Consider the following 18,252-nt stretch of genomic DNA (forward strand, 5'->3'; position numbering starts at 1 on the left):
CCCCGACGCTCTTCCGATCTTGGGCTTCCTCCTGGCCACATTCCACCTCGAGCTGCGAGGACTCGTGTTGAGTTGGAGAACGCGAGTGCTGCAGCACTCGCGTTCTCCAACTCGGCACTGGTTGTCGCGATTCAGAAACCGCGTGTCTGGTCAGAAACCCGAGGGGCACCAGCGGTTTCTGGCCACACCCGCGGTTTCTGCGCGACGCGGCCGTACGTCTCCCGATTTGCACGACCGCCGCGGTTGCCGGGAATGGCCCAAGTGTGGCGAGTGTTACGATGAACAGCGTTTTCGATCACCAGTCGAAAACCTCCCGGGATGCGGACCGTGTACCGGGAACCCGCCCCGGAATCCGGGGCAGGCGACAGGAGTGGCAATGAGCATCATCAGCGACCGCCCGGCCGGGCTGACCAGCACCCCGGGACTGTTGGACGCACAGTGGTACGACACCCCGGCCGGCTATGCCGGCGTGGAGCCAACCCAGGAGTGGGCCGACGAGGTCCGACGACTCGCTCGGGCACGCAACGCCACGTTGCTCGCGCACAACTACGAACTGCCCGCCATCCAGGACGTCGCCGACCACGTCGGTGACTCGCTTGCACTGTCGCGCATCGCCGCCGAGGTCGACTCCGACGAGATCGTGTTCTGCGGTGTGCACTTCATGGCCGAGACCGCCAAGATCCTGAGCCCCGACAAGCGCGTCCTCATCCCCGACGCGCGGGCCGGTTGCTCGCTGGCCGACTCGATCACCGCCGACGACCTGCGCGAGTGGAAGGCCGAGTTCCCCGACGCCGTCGTCGTGTCGTATGTGAACACGACGGCCGAGGTGAAGGGACTCACCGACATCTGCTGCACGTCGTCGAACGCCGTCGACGTGGTCGCCTCGATCGACCCCGACCGTGACGTGCTCTTCCTGCCGGATCAGTTCCTCGGCGCCCACGTCAAGCGCGAGACCGGCCGCGACAACATCCACATCTGGGCCGGCGAGTGCCACGTGCACGCGGGCATCAACGGTGACGAACTCACCGAGCAGGCCGCCAGCCACCCCGACGCCGACCTGTTCATCCACCCCGAATGCGGTTGCGCCACATCGGCTCTCTACCTTGCCGGCGAAGGCGCGGTGCCCGACAACCGGGTCAGGATCCTCTCCACCGGCGGCATGATCGACGCTGCACGCGAGACAGGCGCCAAGCAGGTCCTGGTGGCGACCGAGGTCGGCATGCTGCATCAGTTGCGTAAGGCCGCGCCCGGCATCGACTTCCAGGCCGTCAACGACCGCGCGTCGTGCCCCTACATGAAGATGATCACGCCGGCCGCTCTGCTGCGTGCGCTTCGCGAGGGTCGCGACGAGGTATTCGTCGCCGACGACGTCGCCGAACGCGCACGACGCAGCGTCGAGCGGATGATCGCGATCGGCAACCCCGGCTCCGGTGAGTGAGGTCGGTTTCGTCGGCCAGGCCGTCGCCGGCGACACCCTCGACCTTCCGATCACCGACGAGGTCCGGGCGCTGATCCGCACCGCGCTCGACGAGGATCTCCGCTACGGACCCGACGTCACATCGGCCGCCACGGTGCCCGCCGATGCGGTGACCGACGCCGCCATCGTGAGCCGCGCCCACGGTGTGATCGCGGGCGTGCCGGTGGTCATGGCCGTCTTCGACGAGGTGATCGGCCCGAACGCCTACGAGGTCACCGCCTCGGTGCCCGACGGGACCCATGTTGCGCCCGGCGATGTGGTGCTTGCGGTGCGCGCGCCGACCGCGGCGTTGCTGACGGCCGAGCGCACCGCGCTCAACCTGATCTGCCACCTGTCCGGCATTGCGACGGCGACCGCCGCCTGGGTAGCCGCCGTCGAGGGCACTGACGCCAAGATCCGTGATTCGCGAAAGACCCTGCCCGGCATGCGTTATCTGCAGAAGTACGCGGTGCGCGCGGGTGGGGGAGTCAACCACCGGATGGGCCTGGGTGACGCCGCGCTGATCAAGGACAACCACGTCGCTGCGGCGGGATCGGTGAGCGCTGCGCTGGAGGCCGTGCGCGCAGCTGCGCCGGATCTGCCGGTGGAGGTCGAGGTCGATTCGCTGAGCCAACTCGACGAGGTGCTCGCCCTGAAACCACAGCTCGTGCTGCTCGACAATTTCGAGCCGTGGGAGACCCAGATGGCCGTTCAGCGACGTGACACCCGCTCGCCGGAGACCAAGCTGGAAAGCTCCGGCGGTCTGAGCATCAACGTCGCCGCCGACTATGCCCGCACCGGTGTCGATTACCTCGCCGTGGGGGCTCTCACGCATTCGGTGACGGTGCTGGACCTGGGTCTCGACATTCCGTGATCCGAACAACTCGGTGACCAGCACTCTGAACTGGGCAAATTGTCCGGGGCCGGCGCGCAAATCTAGAAGAACTTCTTCGACGGCCGCCGAGGCGCCGCGCGCTCACCGGCGGGTGGTGTCGAGAACCGGCGTCAACGCACAGTCGGCGATGACGTCGTCGCTCGTGGCAATCGTCAAGCCACGGCGCACGGCCTGCGCTACGAGCATCCGATCAAACGGATCGCGGTGGTCCCAGTTGAGTCGGCCCGCCAGGGTGGCGTCGGCGGAGTCCATCGCGAGGTCGTTGGTGTTCATCGCGGTGAGTGTTTCGCCCCACGCGGACAGCAGTGGCTCGCCGTCCAACCGTCCGAGACGTGTCTTGATGGCGATCTCCCAGGCCGACGCGGCAGAGACAAACAACTCGTTGGACTGGTCCGCCAACATGGTGTGGGCTGCATCCGAGATCTTGTCCGGCGCGGACACAAGCCAGAGAAGTGCGTTGGTGTCCAACAGGATCGCGGTCACCGACTGCCCTCCCACGGTGCCAGTTCGGCGTCCGGGAGCGGGTCATCGAAGGTGTCTGGCACCGCGATGGCGGGCAGCTGGCCGAAGGTCCTCGGACGCATCGTGACCGGACTGATGACGGCCACGGGCCGGCCGTGGTTGGTGATGGTGACCGACTCACCAGATCGCTCGACCTCCGCAAGCAGGGCATTGAGCCGCGTCTTTGCCTCGGTACTGGAAATGGTCTTCATGAACTCGACCCTACTCCAGATTGACTAGTCCAACTAGTCGTTTTTGCTGGTGGTGAACTGCATGATCAATGTGCCTCGCCTGGAGCGGCTTTGCGGTGGACCCGCTCGACTGCCCGAGGACCGGATTCGAAAACCAATGGTGCGACCCCATATCCTGGAATCGAAATGCCACCACAACCAGGAGTGATCATGCTCGCCCGAACCGACCTGCGCGGTAGCACCCCGACGCTGGCGCAGTTGCGCCGCGCGCTGCCGCGTGGAGGCACCGACGTCAACGCCGTACTCGACACGGTGGAGCCGGTGGTGCATGCGGTGGCGCAGCGCGGCGCCGAGGCGGCCCTGGAATACGGGGAGAAGTTCGACGGCGTCAAGCCTGCGTCGGTGCGAGTACCCGCCGCCGTGATCGCCGACGCACTAGATCGACTCGATCCCGCGGTCGCCGACGCCCTGCGTGAGTCGATCGATCGGGCTCGCAAGGTGCACGCCGACCAGCGGCGCGAGACCACCCGTACGCAGGTGGTCGACGGCGGCGTGGTCGCCGAGAAGTGGATCCCGGTGCGCCGCGTCGGGCTGTATGTGCCCGGCGGCAACGCCGTCTACCCCTCGAGCGTGATCATGAACGTCGTGCCCGCGCAGGAGGCCGGCGTCGGCTCGCTCGTCGTGGCATCGCCCCCGCAGAAGGACTTCGGCGGCTGGCCCCACCCCACGATCCTGGCCGCGTGCGCGCTGCTCGGCGTCGACGAGGTGTGGGCGGTCGGCGGTGCGCAGGCCGTCGCGTTGCTCACCTACGGCGGTGAGGATACGGATCAAGATGTCCTCGATCCTGTCGACCTCATCACCGGTCCCGGCAACATCTACGTGACCGCCGCCAAGCGTCTGTGCCGGGGTGTGGTGGGCATCGACTCGGAGGCCGGGCCGACCGAGATCGCCATCCTCGCCGACGATTCCGCGGATGCCGGCATCCTCGCCTCCGACCTCATCTCGCAGGCCGAACACGACGTGCTCGCCGCGTCGGTGCTGGTGACCGACAGCGCGGAACTCGCCGACGCCGTCGACGAAGCGCTGACGCTGCAGGTGGCAGCGACCAAACACCGCGAGCGCGTCACCACGGCACTGAACGGCAGCCAGTCCGGCATCGTCCTCGTCGACAATCTGGAGTCGGGCCTCGCCGTCGTCGACGCGTATGCCGCCGAACACCTCGAGATCCAGACCCGCGACGCCGCCGCTGTCGCCGACCGGGTGCACAACGCGGGCGCGATCTTCGTCGGACCGTATGCGCCGGTGAGTCTCGGCGATTACTGCGCGGGGTCCAATCACGTTCTGCCGACGTCGGGTTCGGCGCGTTTCGCGTCGGGCCTCTCAGTCCAGACCTTCCTCAAGGGTGTGCACGTCATCGACTACGACGAGGCCGCGCTGCGCGAGGTCGCCGACAAGGTCGTCACGCTCGCCGACGCCGAGGATCTTCCCGGACACGGCGACGCGATCAAACAGCGTTTCGCGGGAGATACCGCGTGAGCGCCTCGCCGGTGGTCGTACCCGGTGGCGGAATCAGCGCCGGCGACCTGCCCCTGCGGGACAACCTCCGCGGCAAGAGTGCTTACGGCGCACCGCAACTGCGGGTTCCGGTGATTCTCAACACCAACGAGAATCCGCACCCGCCGACGCCGGCGCTCATCGACGACGTCGCCGAGTCGGCGCGCACGGCGGCAGCCGAACTGCACCGGTATCCCGACCGGGACGCGCTCGCGCTACGCACCGATCTGGCGGCCTATCTGAGTCGTGCCACCGGTGTGCAGCTCGGGGTCGAAAACCTGTGGGCGGCAAACGGTTCCAACGAGATTCTGCAGCAGTTGCTGCAGGCCTTCGCCGGTCCCGGACGCAGTGCCCTGGGCTTTGTGCCGTCGTATTCGATGCACCCGATCATCTCCGACGGCACCGACACCACCTGGCTGCAGGCGCCGCGGGCGTCGGACTTCTCGCTCGACGTCGACTACGCGGTCACCGAGATCGTCAACCGCCTCCCCGACGTTGTGTTCGTCACCTCGCCGAACAACCCCACGGGCGGTTCGATCGCTCTCGACGACCTGCGCCGCATCATCGAGGCAGCTCCCGGCATCGTGATCGTCGACGAGGCCTACGGCGAGTTCTCCGCGCAGCCCAGCGCAGTCGAACTCATCGACTCCTACCCCACGAAGGTGGTCGTGAGCCGGACGATGAGCAAGGCCTTCGCCTTCGCCGGCGGACGCCTCGGCTACCTCGCCGCGTCGCCGGCCATCGTCGAAGCACTGCTGCTCGTGCGACTGCCGTATCACCTGTCGGTGCTCACACAGGCGGCCGCGCGGGCAGCCCTGCGGCACAGCGGCGAGACGCTGGCCGGGGTCGCCGCAATCGTCGCCGAACGCAAACGGGTCGCCGCCGAACTGGCCGCGGCGGGTTTTGACGTCATCGACTCCGACGCCAACTTCATCCTGTTCGGGCGGTTCCGCGATGCCCCGGCGTCGTGGCAGCGCTACCTCGACCACGGCGTGTTGATCCGAGATGTCGGCATCGCGGGATACCTGCGTGTCACGATCGGACTGGCCCACGAGAACGACGCCTTCCTCGACGTCAGCCGCGAGCTGGCGACAGCAGATCTGGAGACAACGACGTGACCAGCCGCCCACCGCGCATCGCGAAGGTCGAACGAACCACCAAGGAGTCGTCGATCTCCGTCGAACTCAACCTCGACGGCACCGGTGTCACCGACATCTCCACCGGTATCGCGTTCTTCGACCACATGCTCAACGCATTCGGCCAGCACGGCAGCTTCGACCTCACCGTCAAGGCGCAGGGCGACGTCGACGTCGAAGGCCACCACACGATCGAGGACACCGCGATCGTGCTCGGTCAGGCGCTCCGCGAGGCGCTCGGCGACAAGAAGGGCATCCGCCGCTTCGGCGACGCCTGGATTCCGATGGACGAGACCCTCGCGCAGGCCGTCGTCGACGTGTCCGGCCGGCCCTACTGCGTGCACACCGGCGAACCCGACCACATGCTTGCCGCGGTCATCGGCGGATATCCCGGTGTGCCGTATTCGACGGTCATCAACCGGCATGTGTTCGAGTCGATCGCGCTGAACGCCCGGATCGCGCTGCATGTACGGGTCCTCTACGGCCGCGATCAGCACCACATCACCGAGGCCGAGTTCAAGGCTGTCGCGCGGGCGTTGCGCGCGGCCACCGAATACGACGCACGAGTCAGCGGCGTGCCGTCGACGAAGGGCGCCCTGTGAGCCCAAACGTCGTCATCCTCGACTACGGGTCGGGTAACCTGCGCTCGGCTCAGCGGGCGCTCGAACGGACCGGTGCCGACGTGACGGTGACCTCCGACTTCGATACCGCGCTCAACGCCGACGGACTCGTCGTCCCGGGCGTCGGAGCGTTTGCGGCATGCATGGAGGGCCTACTCGCGGTGAAGGGCGACCGCATCGTCGGACGACGACTCGCCGGCGGGCGCCCGGTGCTGGGCATCTGCGTCGGCATGCAGATCCTCTTCGACCGCGGGGTCGAATTCGAGGTCGAGGCCGACGGGTGCGGCGAATGGCCCGGCACGGTCAGCCGACTGCCGGCACCCGTATTGCCGCACATGGGCTGGAACACCGTCGAGGCACCCGCAGACTCTGTGCTGTTCGCCGGCATGGAAGCCGACACCCGCTTCTACTTCGTGCACTCCTACGCCGCGCAGACCTGGGAGATGGACAACGTCGGCTCGCCGCTGGCCTCGCCCAAGCTGACCTGGGCCGAACACGGTGGGCCATTCCTCGCCGCGGTCGAGAACGGTGCGCTGTCGGCGACCCAGTTCCACCCCGAGAAGTCCGGCGACGCCGGCGCGCAACTACTGCTCAACTGGGTGACCTCGCTGTCATGACCGACCGGTCCCGTCCCCGCTTCTCCATCGCCAAACTCGCCTTCTACTCGCTGGGTGCCGGGGTGATCGTCCTGGTGGTCTCCGTGCCGATCATCGCGCTGGCCGCACACTGGAACCCGATCGCCGGTCTGGTCGCCGTGCTCCTCGCGGTTGTCGCCGTGATCGCCGCGATCGGTACTGTGTCAACGCGCATGGTCAACGCCGTGCGCGACGAGCATCTGGCAGCGCTCGACGAAGCGTCCCGCGTCGACCCTCCGCACGCGCAGTGACCGCCACCCGGACATTCGAAACCACACGACAGACAGGACAACCGACACCGATGGGCACCACCCTTGAACTCCTTCCCGCAGTCGACGTCGCCGACGGGCAGGCGGTCCGTCTGGTGCAGGGCGCGGCCGGCTCGGAGACCTCGTACGGGTCCCCGCGCGACGCGGCGCTCGCCTGGCAGGCCGACGGTGCGGAGTGGATTCATCTGGTGGATCTCGACGCCGCGTTCGGGCGTGGCGACAACCGCGAACTGCTGGCGCAGGTCGTGGGGAAACTCGACGTCAAGGTGGAACTCTCCGGCGGCATCCGCGACGACGATTCCCTTGCGGCCGCGCTCGCGACCGGCTGCACCCGGGTCAATCTCGGCACCGCTGCGCTGGAGAACCCGGAGTGGTGCGCCCGCGCCATCGCCGAACACGGTGATCGGATCGCGGTGGGACTCGACGTGATCCGCGAGGGTGAGTCCTACCGGCTGCGCGGTCGGGGATGGGTCACCGACGGCGGCGACCTCTGGGAGGTGCTGACCCGGCTGGACCGCGACGGATGCGCGCGCTATGTCGTCACCGACGTGTCCAAGGACGGCACCCTGAAGGGCCCGAACCTCGACCTGCTGTCCGAGGTCGCCGCGGCCACCTCGGCGCCGATCGTCGCCTCCGGCGGGGTGTCGGCGGTCGCCGACCTGGTGGCCATCGCCGGGCTCGTCGACCAGGGCGTCGAGGGCGCGATCGTCGGCAAAGCCCTCTACGCAGGCCGGTTCACCTTGCCCGAGGCATTGTCGGCCGTCTCGGGCACATGACCTCGGTCGCCACCCTCGACTACCCGAGGCTTCTCGACGTCGCCGGGTCGGTGCTCGACGCGGCGGCCGACGATTTCGTGGCCGGAGTGGGCGCTCCCAGCGCGGTCACCAAGAGTCCCACCGACTTCGCCACCCAGGTCGACCTCGACCTCGAGCGCCGGATAGCCGCTGAGCTCGCCGAGACCACCGGACTGCCGGTACACGGCGAGGAGTTCGGTGGCCCACCGGTCGACGAGGGCGTGGTGTGGGTGCTCGACCCCATCGACGGCACCTACAACTACTCGACCGGTGTGCCGCTGACGGGCATCCTGCTGGGGTTGCTCGTCGACGGTCATCCGGTCCTCGGTCTCACATGGCTGCCGCTTCAAGGGGTGCGGTACGCGGGTCACGTCGACGGTCCGTTGCTGGTCGACGGTCGGCCCGCACCGCCGCTGCGTGACGCCGAGCTGGCCCGGGAAGCCATTGCCTACGGGCCGTTCAACGCGTCGCACGGCGGTCGTTACGCCGGTGCGCGCCGCGCCGACGTGATCCGGGCACTGAGCAGTCGGGCCGCCCGATTGCGGATGACCGGCAGCACCGGGGTCGACCTCGCCTACACAGCTGCCGGGATCTTCGGCGGTGCCATCGCCTTCGGGCGTCATGCCTGGGACAACGCAGCCGGAGCCGCCCTGGTGCGTGCCGCCGGAGGCGTCGCCACCGATCTGGGTGGGACACCCTGGACAGCGCGATCGGTGGGAATCGTCACCGGGTCTCCCGGGTTGCACGACGAGTTGATGGCGGTCATCGCCGAGACCGTCGGCGACGAATGGGAGACGCGACCAGAAGAACTCGGAGGACCCCGATGACCCTTGCGACCCGAGTGATTCCCTGCCTGGATGTGGACGCCGGCAGAGTGGTGAAGGGCGTCAACTTCACGAATCTCCGCGATGCGGGGGACCCGGTCGAGCTGGCCGAACGCTACGACCGCGAAGGCGCCGACGAACTCACCTTCCTCGACGTGACCGCGTCGAGCGCAGGTCGGTCGACGATGATCGAGGTCGTCAAGCACACCGCCGATCAGGTCTTCATCCCGTTGACCGTGGGTGGGGGCATCCGCACCGTCGACGACGTCGACGCCATGTTGCGCGCCGGTGCCGACAAGGTCTCGGTCAACACCGCTGCCATCGCTCGCCCTGAGGTCCTCGGCGAGATGAGTCGCCGGTTCGGCTCGCAGTGCATCGTGCTGTCGGTCGACGCCCGGACGGTTCCCGCCGACGGCAAGCCGACGCCGTCGGGCTGGGAGGTCACCACCCACGGTGGACGTCAGGGAACCGGGATCGACGCGGTCGAGTGGGCTCGTCGCGGCCAAGAGCTCGGAGTCGGGGAGATCCTGCTCAACTCGATGGATGCCGACGGCACCAAGCAGGGCTTCGACCTTCGGATGCTGACCGCAGTGCGTGCCGCGGTGTCGGTGCCGATCATCGCCAGCGGTGGTGCCGGAGCGCGTGAGCACTTCGCGCCGGCCGTGGAAGCCGGCGCCGATGCGGTGCTCGCCGCGTCGGTGTTCCACTTCGGTGAACTCACCATTCCCGACGTCAAGGCGGCCATGAAGTCCGCGGGAATCACCGTGCGATGAAGGAAAGGAAGTGTCGCGATGAGTCTTGACCCCGACCTCGCTAGCCGTCTGAAACGCAACGCCGACGGCCTGTTCACCGCGGTCGCCCAGGAGCGCGAGACCGGGACGGTGCTGATGGTCGCGTGGATGGACGACACCGCGCTCGAGCGCACCCTCGCCACTCGTCGCGCGACGTACTTCTCGCGGTCGCGGCAGGAGTATTGGGTCAAGGGCGAGACCAGCGGCCACACCCAGTGCGTGCACGATGTGCGGCTCGACTGCGACGGCGACACGGTGCTGCTCGTCGTCGACCAAGTGGGTGCTGCCTGCCACACCGGCAACCACAGCTGCTTCGACACCGAGCCGCTCCCGCTGGCCGACCCGACCTGACCCGACCCCAAACCGTTGACTGGGCGTCCCAAACCGTTGACCGTGCGCCCGACCGCGCGACCCCGGCCGCGAGCGACAATGGGAGACGGCGAACAATGGCCGTCGGATACCGAGCAGAAAGGCGATGCATCCATGCCACTCATCCAGATCTCGCAGACCCCAGGCCTGAGTGACCGGATCAAGCGGGAGACGATCGCGGCCGTGACCGAGGCGTATGCCAAAGCGACCGGTAAGAACCCGGACTCTGTCTGGGTCACCATCAACGAGATTCCTCGTCAGCAGTGGGGTGTCGGCGGCGAGCCGCTCGGATGAGCACGGCTTCGGAACCCGACAGTTCGAACCCACACGCAGAGGCCGACACCACCACGCTTGCAGAGTTCCTCGACCTTGCCCGCGACCATCGCGTCGTCCCGGTGACGCGCAAGGTTCTTGCCGACTCCGAGACCCCGCTGTCGGCCTTCGCGAAACTCGCCGGCGAACGGCCCGGCACCTTTCTGCTCGAGTCCGCCGAGAACGGCCGCTCCTGGTCGCGGTGGTCGTTCATCGGTGCTGGATCGCCGTCGGCGCTCACCGTCGTCGACGGACAGGCCCGCTGGTGGGGCACCGTGCCCGCCGGGGCGCCCGAGGGTGGTGACCCGATCGAGACGCTCGCCGAGTCACTCCGGCTGCTGGCGACCGACCCGCTCCCCGACATGCCGCCGCTCACCGGCGGTTTTGTCGGCTTCCTCGCCTACGACATGGTCCGTAGGCTCGAACGGCTACCCGAGACGACGGTCGACGACCTCGGCCTGCCCGACATGATGATGGTGCTGGCCGCCGACCTGGCCGCCGTCGACCATCACGAAGGCACCATCACGCTCATCGCCAACGCCATCAACTGGGACGGCTCCGCCGACCGCGCCGAAGAAGCCTATGTCGACGCCGTCGCGCGCCTCGACAAGATGACCGAGGCGCTGGCCGCCCCGGCGCGCTCGACCGTGTCGCGGTTCTCGCGGCCCGCTCCCGAGTTCACCGAACAGCGAACCCCGGAGGAGTTCGGTGAGATCGTCACCAGCCTGGTCGGCGAGATCGAGGCGGGCGAGGCCTTTCAGGTGGTGCCGTCGATGCGCTTCGAGATGGACACCGACGCCGACCCGATCGACGTCTATCGCGCGTTGCGTGCCTCCAACCCGAGCCCATACATGTATCTGCTGCGGATGCCCGGCGCGGAATCCGACGCCACGGGTTCGGGCGGGCAGACGGCGTTCACCATCGTCGGCAGCAGTCCCGAGGCACTCGTGACGGTGTCCGACCGTCTCGCCACCACGCACCCGATCGCCGGGACGCGCTGGCGCGGAGCCACGGAGGAAGAAGACCAGCTGCTGGGCAAGGATCTGCTCGAGGACGAGAAAGAGAACGCCGAGCACCTGATGCTCGTCGATCTCGCCCGCAACGATCTGGGGCGCGTGTGCGTGCCGGGCACCGTGAAGGTGGGTGACTACCGCCACGTCGAGCGATACAGCCACGTGATGCACCTCGTGTCGACGGTGTCGGGGGTTCTCCGCGACGACAAGCACGCGCTGGATGCCGTCACGGCCTGCTTTCCCGCCGGGACGCTGACCGGCGCGCCGAAGGTACGGGCGATGGAGCTGATCGACGAACACGAGAAGACCCGCCGCGGCCTCTACGGCGGCATCGTCGGATACATCGACTTCGCCGGCAACGCCGACACCGCCATCGCGATCAGGACCGCGCTGATGGTCGACGGTCGAGCATATGTCCAGGCCGGCGCCGGAGTGGTCGCCGACAGCCAACCGGAGTACGAGTACAACGAGGCCCGCAACAAGGCGAAGACGGTGCTCAGCGCGGTCGCCGCGGCTGCGACGATGCGTCGCGTCGAACCATCTACCGGCGGTGGGTCCCAGCCGCGAAACCCACAGTCGTGAAACTCACCGACGAAGACGTCGAGGCACTGCGGCGCAAATCGGTTCGGCGGCGTCAAGGCTTGGCGGCGCTCCTGCTCGTGGCGGCGGCGCTGGCGTTCTGGGCCGCATCGAGGATGACCTGGGCGACGGCGTCCGCCGAAGACGGGCTCGCACCGCAACGAGACTTCGTGGTCAAGGGTGCCGATTGGAGTCCGTGGCTGACGCCACTGGCATTGGTGATGCTGGCGGCGATCGCGGCCGCGTTCTCCCTGCGGGGTTGGGCATTGCGCGTGCTGGCGATCGTGATCGCGGCCGGTGGTGTGCTCGCGGCGTTCCCCGCGTTGTCGTTGATCGTCAACGGTGCCGACGCGATCTATGCCGCCAAGGCCGGTGGCATCCCCGACAAGTACCGCATCCTGTTGGTGACCACCAACAGTTGGGCAGGCGCGGTGGTCCTTGTGGGCACCGTCTGTTCGGTGGCCGCTGCGGTGGCGCTCCTACGGGTGGTCAACGGCTCGGCGATGTCGTCGAAGTATCAGACGCCGGCGGCGCGACGCGACGAACTCGAACGCAAGATCTTCGCCGACTACGAGAAACGCAAAGACCACGAGAACCGCACGGATGCGGAAACGCCGTCCGGACCGTCTGGCAATGCAGCCACCTCGGATGCCGACGCGACCAAGCCCGACGTCCAGACCAAGCCCGACGATGCGACAAAGCCCGATGTCCAGACCAAGTCCGACGATCCGAACCCTCACGGCGCACCAGCCAATGAACGCATGATGTGGGACGCACTCGACACCGGTATCGATCCGACGGATCTCGACAGCAAATAAGACCGTGTCCTGCGATGTCGGTAGCGCTTTGAGCGACGCCGACGATATGCACCACAGGTGATCTGCTCGACACACGAAGGGCAGACCGGGGCCTGGAGACCGGCGTCGATGCTTCGGCCAACCCGAGATCAGGTGTCGCAGGCCCGCGGGCTACCCTGAGGAACACACGACGAGCGAAAGGGAGCCATTCGCCGTGAGCACGCCCACCGTCCTCGATTCGATCATCGAGGGAGTGAAAGCCGATGTCGCAGCGCGTGAAGCAGTTCTCGACTATGCGGCAGTGAAGGCGGCCTCAGCGAAGGCGCCCGCACCCAAGGACGCGATGGCCGCGCTGCGCAAGCCGGGTATCGGTGTCATCGCCGAGGTCAAGCGCGCAAGTCCGTCGAAGGGCGATCTCGCGACGATCGGCGACCCGGCCGAACTGGCCCGCGCCTACGAGTCTGGCGGGGCGCGCATCATCAGCGTCCTCACCGAGGAACGCCGCTTCCGCGGATCGCTCGCCGATCTCGACAGCGTGCGCGCCGCGGTCAACATCCCGGTGTTGCGCAAGGACTTCATCGTCGGCCCGTATCAGATCCACGAGGCCCGCGCGCACGGCGCCGACGTCATCCTGCTGATCGTCGCGGCGCTGGAGCAGAACGTCCTCGCGGCACTGCTCGACCGCACCGAAAGTCTGGGCATGACCGCGCTCGTGGAGGTGCACACCGAGGAAGAGGCCAACCGTGCCCTGGAGGCGGGGGCCTCGGTCGTCGGCGTCAATGCCCGCAACCTCAAGACCCTCGAGGTCGACCGCGACTCGTTCTCGCGGATCGCCCCGGGGCTGCCTACCGAGGTGATCCGCATCGCCGAGTCGGGGGTGCGTGGCACAGCCGACCTGCTGGCCTACGCGGGCGCCGGTGCCGATGCCGTTCTCGTCGGCGAGGGTCTGGTCACCAGCGGCGATCCCCGTGCGGCGGTCAGCGAGCTGGTCACCGCGGGTACCCACCCTTCCTGTCCGAAACCTGTTCGCTGACATCGGTGGTGGGGGGTGCCCTACGCCGTGTGAGCCCGAGAGTCTGTGAGATCTTGTGACAGCTCAACAGCATTCATCGATCCGCGGTGAAACCGAGGTGCCGGCCGCCAGCGTTGGCCTGACCAGTCGTACCTCGATCGAGCCCGACGAGGGCGGGCACTTCGGTGTCTACGGCGGTCGGCATGTGCCCGAGGCGCTGATGGCCGTGATCGACGAGGTCACCACCGGCTACGAGAAGATGCGCAGCGACGAGGATTACCTCGCCGAACTCGACCGCCTGCAGCGCGATTACGTCGGACGGCCGTCGCCGATGTATGAGGCGACTCGCCTGCGCGACGACGCGGGTGGCGCACGAATCTTCCTCAAACGCGAAGACCTCAATCACACGGGTTCGCACAAGATCAACAACGTGCTCGGGCAGCTTCTCCTCGCGCGGCGCATGGGTAAGAACCGCATCATCGCCGAGACCGGTGCCGGTCAGCACGGTGTCGCGACCGCGACCGGGTGTGCCCTGTTCGGCATGGAATGCATCATCTACATGGGCCGTGTCGACACCGATCGGCAGGCGCTCAACGTCGCCCGCATGCGTCTGCTCGGCGCGGAGGTGGTTGCCGTCGACAACGGCTCGGCCACCCTGAAGGACGCCATCAACGAGGCGATGCGCGACTGGGTCACCAACGCGCACAACACTTATTACTGTTTCGGCACGGCAGCGGGGCCACACCCGTTCCCGACCATGGTCCGCGATCTTCAGCGCGTCGTGGGGCTCGAGGCCAGGGCACAGATCCTCGATGCGGCGGGGCGACTGCCCGACGCCGTTGTCGCGTGCGTGGGCGGCGGCTCCAATGCCATCGGCATCTTCCACCCGTTCATCGACGACGCCTCGGTGCGCCTGGCCGGCTACGAGGCCGCCGGCGACGGAGTCGAGACCGGGCGGCACGCAGCCACTTTCACGGGCGGAACACCCGGGGCCTTCCAGGGTGCCTACTCGTACCTACTTCAGGATGAGGACGGCCAGACCATCGAATCGCATTCGATCTCAGCGGGTCTGGACTACCCGGGGGTGGGCCCCGAGCACGCGTATCTCAAGGACACCGGTCGTGCCGACTACCGGCCGATCACCGACACCGAGGCAATGGACGCGCTCGCTCTGCTGAGTCGACGCGAGGGCATCATCCCGGCGATCGAGTCGGCGCACGCGGTGGCCGGCGCACTCAAGCTCGGACGCGAACTCGGCGAGAACTCGATCATCGTGGTGAGCCTGTCCGGGCGCGGCGACAAGGACGTCGACACCGCAGCCCGATGGTTCCATCTGTTCGACCCGCCACCCTCGCAGGACGAAGCCGCCGAACCGGGAGCCGCCCGATGACCGTCACCGCCCCGCCGTCGAAGTTGGGTTCGGTGTTCGCGCAATGTCGCAGCGAAGGCCGTGCCGCCCTCATCGGCTATCTCCCCGTGGGCTATCCGACGGTCGACGGCTCGTTGTCGTCGTTCCGCACGATGGTCGACGCGGGCTGCGACATCATCGAGATCGGCGTGCCGTATTCCGACCCGGTGATGGACGGACCCACGATCCAGGACGCCGCCGACCTCGCCCTGACCAACGGGGTCCGGGTGCGCGACGTGTTCACGGCTGTCGAGGCGATTGCCGACGCGGGTGGCCACTCGGTGGTGATGAGTTACTGGAATCCGGTCCTGCAATACGGGGTGGACCGGTTTGCCCGCGATCTGGCCAATGCCGGTGGCGCCGGTCTGATCACGCCGAACCTCATCCCGGAAGAGGGCGCGGCATGGCATGCGGCGTCCGACGAACAGGAACTCGACCGGATCTACCTGGTTGCACCGTCGTCGACGACCGAGCGCATCGCGCTGACCGTCGACGCATCGCGCGGATTCGTCTACGCCGCGTCGACGATGGGTGTGACCGGCGCACGCGACGCGGTCTCGGATGCCGCACCCGAACTGTGTGCCCGCGTGCGCGCCTACTCCGACATCCCGATCGGCGTGGGTCTCGGCGTGCGCAACCGCCAGCAGGCAGCCGAGATCGCCGCATACGCCGACGGCGTGATCGTCGGTTCGGCCCTGGTGACCGCCGCTCACGCCGGTGACGACCATCTTGCCGACCTCGTCACCGAACTCGCCGAGGGCGTTCGATCGCCTCGGTGACCATTGCCGACTTGCGCGCGCTGTTCGTCCGACATCGCCGAGGATGGTGTGAGGCTGTGTTCTAGTGTCGGTTAGGGTGACAGCGTGACGCTGCCGACCGCCCTGGACGGGCCGACGACAACGATTTTGGCGTACATACCGAGCCCACCTCAGGGTGTGTGGTACGTCGGTCCTTTCCCAGTCCGTGCCTACGCGCTGTGCATCATCGTCGGCATCGTCGTCGCCGTCTGGTGGGGCAATCGACGGTGGATCGCACGCGGCGGCCAGGACGGTGAGGTCCTCGACGTCGCGATCTGGGCGGTGCCGTTCGGCTTGATCGGCGGTCGGATCTATCACCTGATCACGGACTGGCAGACGTATTTCGGTGACGGACCCAAGTCGCCGATCGACGCCGTGAAGATCTGGGACGGTGGTCTCGGGATCTGGGGTGCGGTGTTCTTCGGTGCCCTGGGCGCGTGGATCGGTGCGCGACGCTGCGGCATCCGGTTAACCGCGTTCGGTGATGCCATCGCGCCGCCGATCCTGTTGGCCCAGGCCATCGGCCGCCTCGGAAACTACTTCAACCAGGAACTGTACGGCCGAGAAACCACGGTGCCCTGGGGCCTGGAGATCTACGACCGCGTGGACTCCGCGGGCCACCGCGACCCCGGCTTGATCTCCGGTGTCTCCAACGGCGACGTGGTTGCGGTTGTCCATCCCACGTTCCTGTACGAGTTGCTGTGGAACGTCGTGCTGGTCATCGCGCTGGTACTGATCGATCGGCATTTCCGCATCGGCCACGGCCGACTGTTCGCGCTCTATGTCGCGGGTTACTGCCTGGGTCGCTTCGGCGTCGAACTGCTGCGTTCCGATCCGGCCACCCTGATCGGCGGAATCCGGATCAACGTGTTCACCGCGGCAATCGTATTTGCCTGTGCTGCCGCCTATTTCGTGATCGCACCGCGCGGTCGTGAGCAGGGCCTGGAGATGTACCACCCCGAACGCGCGGCCGAACTCGAAGAGCGCGGCATCGCCGGCTACGTCGACGACTGGTACGACGAAGACCTCGACGACATCGACGAGACCAAAGATGATCGCGGCACGGCAGTTGCCGGTGCGGCAGTCGCCGGCGCAGCGGTCGTTGGCACGGCGGCGCTGGTCGGCGACGACGACGGTGACAAGGCCGACGATGAGTCTGTTGCCGAAGACGCCGAAGTCGCCGAGGACGCCGACACCAGGGACGCCGAAGTTGCCGAGGACGCCGAAGACGAGACCGACGATGGTGACGGTGACGAAGTCGCCGACGCCGAGACTTCAGCGGATGAAGACGGCGACGAGGACGAACCCGAGGACGTTGTCGGCGCCGCGGAGGAAACCGATGGCGCGAAGGAAACCGCCAGCAGCACGGCCGAGGACGAAACCGCCGACGATGGTGACTCGGCAGTCACCACTGCAGACGAGGACGAGGCAGAGCAGTCTGATGGCGAGCAGGCGGAGGTCGGCGACGATCTCGAAGAGGAGGCCACCGACGAGCCCGAGGTGACCGACGGGGAAACCGAGACCGACGGGGAAACCGAGACCGACGGGGAAACCGAGACCGACGGGGAAACCGAGACCGACGCAGACACCGAGACCGACGCCCAGACCAAGGACGACGTCGCCGAGGAGATCGCCGAGGACGAGGACGAGGTCGAGGCGACGGGGGAGTCCGGCGACGAACCCGACAGCTCCAGTGCGACCGAAGGCGTCGAACCGGAACCGGACGAGGTGGACGAGGTGGACGAGGAAGCAGGCGACACCCCCGACGTCGCCGATGAGCCCACCGCTGAGGCCGATGCCGGTGAGGCTGACGCTGAGGCCGATGCCGGTGATGTCGCCCCGGAGGCCGATGCCGGTGAGGCTGACGCGGACTCGACGGATACGAACGAAGCGCAATCCAAGTCCGACGCTGATTGATCCGATGAGGCGGGCAACCGACCCGCTGACCTGGTCAAATGCGCTCGGGTCCGCCAACAAAATCTAGGGGAAGAACTTCTTCCCCGGGGTTCGTAGTCGTCCGCGAGAAATTTCTGAGGGAAGACACCAAGGGTAGGGGAAGAAGTTTCTTCCCCTACTTTCTTGCGCCCGACAGGCCCGCGGCGCCGACGACGTCGACGGTGGGTCGCCGTGAGCACGGACATCGGCTCGGTCGCCAAGATCACACGCGTCCCACGTGCGACCCCGATCCGCAGTTCCAACGTCTCGGGTTCGGTTCAGATAGACTTGAATTTCGCGACGCGCGACGATCACCTCGATGCAGCCCATGTCATCGGCCGGTCGCCTGCGCGACGCATATGTG

The 18,252-nt window shown here is 67.4% G+C and carries 20 protein-coding genes; 18 read left to right on the top strand and 2 right to left on the bottom strand.

Going from position 1 to position 18,252, the window contains the following annotated elements:
* Positions 1–376 precede the first annotated feature (376 nt).
* The gene (gene nadA / locus ACWDTF_RS23015; RefSeq protein ID WP_449755138.1) at positions 377–1,438 is read left to right on the top strand and encodes a quinolinate synthase NadA; all 1,062 of its coding nucleotides are present in this window, start codon (positions 377–379) and stop codon (positions 1,436–1,438) included.
* Positions 1,431–2,330: a carboxylating nicotinate-nucleotide diphosphorylase gene (gene nadC / locus ACWDTF_RS23020; protein WP_449755139.1), complete on the top strand. Its 900-nt coding sequence runs from the start codon at positions 1,431–1,433 to the stop codon at positions 2,328–2,330. The genes nadA and nadC overlap by 8 nt, the downstream gene beginning before the upstream one ends.
* A gap of 102 nt (positions 2,331–2,432) precedes the next feature.
* On the opposite strand, the gene ACWDTF_RS23025 is transcribed toward nadC, so the two are convergent.
* Positions 2,433–2,834 (bottom strand): type II toxin-antitoxin system VapC family toxin, encoded by a 402-nt coding sequence (locus ACWDTF_RS23025; RefSeq protein ID WP_240855888.1) that lies wholly within the window; start codon positions 2,832–2,834, stop codon positions 2,433–2,435.
* Positions 2,831–3,064: a type II toxin-antitoxin system Phd/YefM family antitoxin gene (locus tag ACWDTF_RS23030; RefSeq protein WP_240855886.1), complete on the bottom strand. Its 234-nt coding sequence runs from the start codon at positions 3,062–3,064 to the stop codon at positions 2,831–2,833. The genes ACWDTF_RS23025 and ACWDTF_RS23030 overlap by 4 nt, the downstream gene beginning before the upstream one ends.
* A 189-nt stretch (positions 3,065–3,253) precedes the next feature.
* Between ACWDTF_RS23030 and hisD the strand changes: the two genes are divergently transcribed.
* From hisD to lgt, 16 genes are all read left to right on the top strand, one after another.
* Positions 3,254–4,579, top strand: a complete 1,326-nt coding sequence (gene hisD / locus ACWDTF_RS23035; RefSeq protein ID WP_240855884.1) for a histidinol dehydrogenase — start codon at positions 3,254–3,256, stop codon at positions 4,577–4,579.
* Positions 4,576–5,715, top strand: coding sequence for a histidinol-phosphate transaminase (locus tag ACWDTF_RS23040; protein ID WP_240855882.1), 1,140 nt, complete (start codon positions 4,576–4,578; stop codon positions 5,713–5,715). The genes hisD and ACWDTF_RS23040 overlap by 4 nt, the downstream gene beginning before the upstream one ends.
* Positions 5,712–6,335 carry an imidazoleglycerol-phosphate dehydratase HisB gene (hisB, locus tag ACWDTF_RS23045; RefSeq protein WP_240855880.1) on the top strand — a complete coding sequence of 208 codons (624 nt, stop codon included), beginning with the start codon at positions 5,712–5,714 and terminating at the stop codon, positions 6,333–6,335. Before ACWDTF_RS23040 ends, hisB begins: the two co-directional genes overlap by 4 nt.
* A complete protein-coding gene (gene hisH / locus ACWDTF_RS23050; RefSeq protein ID WP_240855879.1) occupies positions 6,332–6,970 on the top strand; it encodes an imidazole glycerol phosphate synthase subunit HisH in 639 nt (212 codons plus the stop codon). Before hisB ends, hisH begins: the two co-directional genes overlap by 4 nt.
* Entirely contained in the window at positions 6,967–7,239 is a 273-nt protein-coding gene (locus tag ACWDTF_RS23055) for a hypothetical protein (protein ID WP_240855873.1), read from the top strand. Before hisH ends, ACWDTF_RS23055 begins: the two co-directional genes overlap by 4 nt.
* A 50-nt stretch (positions 7,240–7,289) precedes the next feature.
* Positions 7,290–8,033, top strand: coding sequence for a bifunctional 1-(5-phosphoribosyl)-5-((5-phosphoribosylamino)methylideneamino)imidazole-4-carboxamide isomerase/phosphoribosylanthranilate isomerase PriA (gene priA, locus ACWDTF_RS23060; RefSeq protein WP_240855872.1), 744 nt, complete (start codon positions 7,290–7,292; stop codon positions 8,031–8,033).
* Complete coding sequence (locus tag ACWDTF_RS23065; protein WP_240855867.1) at positions 8,030–8,878, top strand: inositol monophosphatase family protein; 849 nt, start codon at positions 8,030–8,032, stop codon at positions 8,876–8,878. Before priA ends, ACWDTF_RS23065 begins: the two co-directional genes overlap by 4 nt.
* Positions 8,875–9,648: an imidazole glycerol phosphate synthase subunit HisF gene (gene hisF, locus ACWDTF_RS23070; RefSeq protein ID WP_240855865.1), complete on the top strand. Its 774-nt coding sequence runs from the start codon at positions 8,875–8,877 to the stop codon at positions 9,646–9,648. Before ACWDTF_RS23065 ends, hisF begins: the two co-directional genes overlap by 4 nt.
* A gap of 18 nt (positions 9,649–9,666) precedes the next feature.
* A complete protein-coding gene (gene hisI / locus ACWDTF_RS23075) occupies positions 9,667–10,017 on the top strand; it encodes a phosphoribosyl-AMP cyclohydrolase (protein WP_240855859.1) in 351 nt (116 codons plus the stop codon).
* A gap of 132 nt (positions 10,018–10,149) precedes the next feature.
* Positions 10,150–10,329: a tautomerase family protein gene (locus tag ACWDTF_RS23080; RefSeq protein ID WP_240855852.1), complete on the top strand. Its 180-nt coding sequence runs from the start codon at positions 10,150–10,152 to the stop codon at positions 10,327–10,329.
* Positions 10,326–11,942: an anthranilate synthase component I gene (locus ACWDTF_RS23085; protein WP_240855850.1), complete on the top strand. Its 1,617-nt coding sequence runs from the start codon at positions 10,326–10,328 to the stop codon at positions 11,940–11,942. Before ACWDTF_RS23080 ends, ACWDTF_RS23085 begins: the two co-directional genes overlap by 4 nt.
* Positions 11,939–12,757 carry a TIGR02234 family membrane protein gene (locus ACWDTF_RS23090; RefSeq protein ID WP_240855848.1) on the top strand — a complete coding sequence of 273 codons (819 nt, stop codon included), beginning with the start codon at positions 11,939–11,941 and terminating at the stop codon, positions 12,755–12,757. The genes ACWDTF_RS23085 and ACWDTF_RS23090 overlap by 4 nt, the downstream gene beginning before the upstream one ends.
* 193 nt (positions 12,758–12,950) lie before the next feature.
* Entirely contained in the window at positions 12,951–13,769 is an 819-nt protein-coding gene (trpC, locus tag ACWDTF_RS23095) for an indole-3-glycerol phosphate synthase TrpC (RefSeq protein WP_240855846.1), read from the top strand.
* Between the two features lie 55 nt (positions 13,770–13,824).
* The gene (gene trpB / locus ACWDTF_RS23100) at positions 13,825–15,138 is read left to right on the top strand and encodes a tryptophan synthase subunit beta (RefSeq protein WP_240855845.1); all 1,314 of its coding nucleotides are present in this window, start codon (positions 13,825–13,827) and stop codon (positions 15,136–15,138) included.
* Complete coding sequence (trpA, locus tag ACWDTF_RS23105; protein ID WP_240855842.1) at positions 15,135–15,935, top strand: tryptophan synthase subunit alpha; 801 nt, start codon at positions 15,135–15,137, stop codon at positions 15,933–15,935. Before trpB ends, trpA begins: the two co-directional genes overlap by 4 nt.
* A gap of 84 nt (positions 15,936–16,019) precedes the next feature.
* Positions 16,020–17,870 carry a prolipoprotein diacylglyceryl transferase gene (lgt, locus tag ACWDTF_RS23110; RefSeq protein WP_449755140.1) on the top strand — a complete coding sequence of 617 codons (1,851 nt, stop codon included), beginning with the start codon at positions 16,020–16,022 and terminating at the stop codon, positions 17,868–17,870.
* Positions 17,871–18,252 lie beyond the last annotated feature (382 nt).

The organism is Gordonia sp. NPDC003422 (genome assembly GCF_053588675.1).